Genomic DNA, 3875 nt, shown 5'->3' with positions numbered 1-3875 from the left:
TCCACCGGACAAGATAAAAAGTTTACAAAATAAAATTCATAATTTATTCATAATTGGTCAATTCGACAAAACCGCACATTCGTGCGCCCGCATCGCCGCCGCCATGCAGCCAAAACACGGCCAAGGGGTGCGATGCAGACCGCCTGACCGGCAGAAAAATAATAAAAAAATGAGAAAATGCTTTACAAAAACCCCGTCTCGTGGTATTATGTATGTACTTTCGCCCTGCGCTTAGCCGCCGGATAACCGGGCGCGTTCCTACCGCGTCCACTTCACCAAGCCGCGACCCGGCGCATGGGCAGCAAAATTTTTGATGAGGTGAAACTACCATGATCCGCAAGGAAAACAAGACCGCCGTTATCGAGGCAAACCGCACGCACGCGACTGACACCGGCTCGCCCGAGGTACAGATCGCCATCCTGACCGCGCGCATTCAGGAGCTGACCGAGCACCTGAAGGTGCACAAGAAGGACAACCACTCCCGCCGCGGCCTGCTCAAGATGGTCGGCCAGCGCCGTTCGATGCTGGCGTACCTGCAAAAGAAGGATATCAACCGCTATCGCGCGCTGATCGCCAAGCTCGGCATCCGCAAGTAAGTAAACCGGAATATAGGGGAGCGCTTCGCTCCCCTGTTTCTGTATTGTAAAGGACGGCGGCAGGGCCGCTTTTTAGCAGTTGAAGGAGGAACGAAGCCGCTTTTTCGTGTCTCCTTCAAGTGCTAAACAAGCATCTGCCGCCCTCCGTGAGTATGAAAAGGAGGACACAAAATGAGCAACGTCAACCACTTTGACTTCAAAAACTACCGCGTTTTTGAAACCGAGATCGCAGGCCGTAAGCTGACCGTTGAGACCGGCAAAATGGCGCAGATCGCCAACGGCTCATGCCTCGTGCGCTACGGCGAGACCGTCGTGCTGGTCACCGCGACCGCCTCGGCCAAGCCGCGCGACGGCATCGACTTTTTCCCGCTCTCGGTCGATTTTGAAGAGCGTCTGTACGCAGTCGGCCGCATCCCGGGCAGCTTCATGCGCCGCGAGGGCCGTCCGAGCGAAAAGGCCATTCTGGCCTCCCGCCAGATCGACCGCCCGATGCGCCCGCTCTTCCCCAAGGATCTGCGCAACGATGTCTCCATCGTCTGCACGGTGCTCGAAAACGATTATGACAACTCGCCCGAGGTCGTTGCGCTGCTGGGCGCGTCCATTGCGGTGTCCATTTCCGACATTCCGTTTGATTATGTTGTGGCGGGCTGTCAGGTCGGTATTGTGGACGGCAAGACCGTCATCAATCCGACGCGCGAGCAGCGTCAGGCTTCCGAAATGGACGTTACCCTGTGCGCGACCAAGGACAAGATCGTCATGATCGAGGCCGGTGCGAAGGAAGTGCCTGAGGACGCGATGTTTGGCGCGCTGATGGAGGCACACGAGGCGCTCAAGGAGATGTGCGCGTTCATCCAGTCGATCAAGGACGAGATCGGCAAGCCCAAGTTCGAGTACGAGCATCACGACATCGACCACGACCTGTTTGACAAGCTCGAGGCCGCCTGCAATGACAAATTCGAGGTCGCCATGGACACCGATGACAAGACCGTGCGCGACGCGGGCGTGCGCGCTATCGTTGACGAGTTCGAGGCTACCCTGTCCGACGAATACAAGGAGGAGCACGGCGCGAACCTGTCCGAGTGCGTGGACAAGCTGCAAAAGAAGATCGTCCGCCGCTGGCTGGCGCGCGGCAAGCGCGTGGACGGGCGCGGCATGGAGGAGGTGCGCCCGCTGGCGGCCGAGGTCGGCATCCTGCCGCGCGTACACGGCTCGGGCATGTTCACCCGCGGCCAGACGCAGGTGCTGACGCTCTGCACACTCGGCGTGCTGGGCGACGCGCAGGAGCTGGACACCATCTTCGAGGAAACCGAAAAGCGCTATATCCACCACTACAACTTCCCGTCTTTCTCGGTCGGCGAGACCCGCCCGTCCCGCGGCCCCGGCCGGCGTGAGATCGGCCACGGTGCCTTGGCCGAGCGCGCGCTGCTGCCGGTCATCCCGCCGGTCAGCGAGTTCCCGTATGCGCTGCGGCTGGTCAGTGAGGTCGTCTCGTCCAACGGCTCGACCTCACAAGGCTCGGTATGCGGCTCTACCCTTGCGCTGATGGACGCAGGCGTGCCGATCACCGCGCCGGTTGCGGGCATCTCCTGCGGCCTGATTACTGACGGCGGACAGGAGACCACCTTCACCGATATCCAGGGCGTAGAGGACTTCTACGGCGATATGGATTTCAAGGTCGCCGGCACAAAGAAGGGCATCACCGCTATTCAGGTCGATATCAAGGTCGACGGCCTGACACCGAACATCATCAAGCAGGCGTTTGAGAAGTGCCGCGTCGCGCGGTACGCCATTTTGGATGAGGTCATGCTCAAGGCCATTCCCGCGCCGCGCGCGGATGTGTCCGACTGGGCGCCCAAGATGACCACCATGCACATCCATCCCGACAAGATCCGCGAGGTCATCGGCAAGGGCGGCTCGGTCATCCAGAACATCGTTGCCGAGTCCGGCGCGAAAGTGGATATCGAGGACGACGGCACGGTCACGATCGCAGCGGTCAAGGCGACCGACGCGGAAAAGGCGCGCAAGATGATCGAGGCGATCGTCAAGGAGCCGGAGCCGGGCGAGATCTACTACGGCAAAGTCGTTCGCCTGATGAACTTCGGCGCGTTTGTCAACCTGCTGCCCGGCAAGGACGGCATGGTGCACATCTCCAAGATGGCCAACCACCGCATCGAGAAGGTGGAGGATGCCGTTAAGGAAGGCGATATGGTCTGGGTCAAGGTCATGGAGATCGACGATAAGGGCCGCGTCAACCTGTCGATGAAGGATGTAAAGGAAGACGAAAAAATCAAGTAAGCGAAGTGCATGAAGAGAGCGTCAGGCTGAGCCTGACGCTCTTTTATTCCTTAAGGGTTTTCGTTTGCTGTGCATCTCGTTAAATAAACAGGAGCATATAAGCAGCTTTTCTCTTTTCCGTTACATTCTAACTATTTTTCTTACCGTATTTGCCGTCCGAATTGTAATCCTATCACTTATATTGGAAGCGGCAGTCTTTGCCCACCAATTTGTCTTTTGATAATCTTTGCGGCTAAAAGACCAGAAAATCGCATTTTTATAATGATAGACTTTCTCATACCCCTCTTTAGGCTCTCCAACCTGATGATAAAACTCACCATAAGATAAGAACGGAAACATAAAAATAAGGTTATCATATATCGCCTTATTATTATCTCCCCACCAATCCGGAGCATGATTTAATATATCCTCCAACTCTTCCTGTGATATCACCAAAATAGGTATATCCAATGCAAACCTGTTTTTTATCATTGATGTTATTATGTCTGAAAGAGTATGCCTATCCTCTGCACCACTTGAAAAGATAACATTGCCGCTATTAAGATGTGTAGAAACTGCTATATAACCCTGTTCTACAAAGCCTGCTTTTAGTTCAGACATAGCTATCTTGTTTTTACCGCCTATATTGATACCTCTTAATAATGCAACATATCTCGTCATACCACAATCTCCCTCTGCCAATTCCGATTTCCCACGCGTGTTATCACCTCAATATTACCACGAAGCAATGAATTTTTCTACCATAAACACAACAAACTGCCGCCTGTAACGAATGCTCGTTCACAAGACCTGTCGCTTCAAAAGCACATGTTTCATATTTATGGCCATTCCTTTCCGCTGCGCTACAAGGCACAAAACAGCATGAAACTGAATTGCCACTAACGCAGCTCGTAGAATTTTGTTAGAATAGGCTTGAGGATGCAGGCACACTACAGAGCACGCGGAGGTGAGTGGGCACAGTCTGCTGACTGACCGTATATTTAT

The 3875-nt window shown here is 54.6% G+C and carries 4 protein-coding genes; 3 read left to right on the top strand and 1 reads right to left on the bottom strand.

Going from position 1 to position 3875, the window contains the following annotated elements; translation table 11 throughout:
- The 3 genes from MR935_RS00805 to MR935_RS00795 form a co-directional block, all read left to right on the top strand.
- Positions 1 to 235 (top strand): hypothetical protein (locus MR935_RS00805; protein WP_290570198.1); only part of this gene is annotated, 235 nt, incomplete at its 5' end.
- Between the two features lie 94 nt (positions 236 to 329).
- Entirely contained in the window at positions 330 to 596 is a 267-nt protein-coding gene (rpsO, locus tag MR935_RS00800; protein ID WP_290570197.1) for a 30S ribosomal protein S15, read from the top strand.
- A 171-nt stretch (positions 597 to 767) separates the two neighbouring features.
- Entirely contained in the window at positions 768 to 2891 is a 2124-nt protein-coding gene (locus MR935_RS00795) for a polyribonucleotide nucleotidyltransferase (protein WP_290570196.1), read from the top strand.
- A 120-nt stretch (positions 2892 to 3011) separates the two neighbouring features.
- Here MR935_RS00795 and MR935_RS00790 read toward each other — a convergent pair whose 3' ends face one another.
- Positions 3012 to 3551, bottom strand: coding sequence for a DUF1697 domain-containing protein (locus tag MR935_RS00790; protein WP_290570193.1), 540 nt, complete (start codon positions 3549 to 3551; stop codon positions 3012 to 3014).
- Positions 3552 to 3875: the final 324 nt, after the last annotated feature.

Source organism: Agathobaculum sp. (genome assembly GCF_022775115.1).
Lineage (GTDB): Bacteria > Bacillota > Clostridia > Oscillospirales > Butyricicoccaceae > Agathobaculum.
This window is presented reverse-complemented; position numbering and strand designations above follow the sequence as displayed.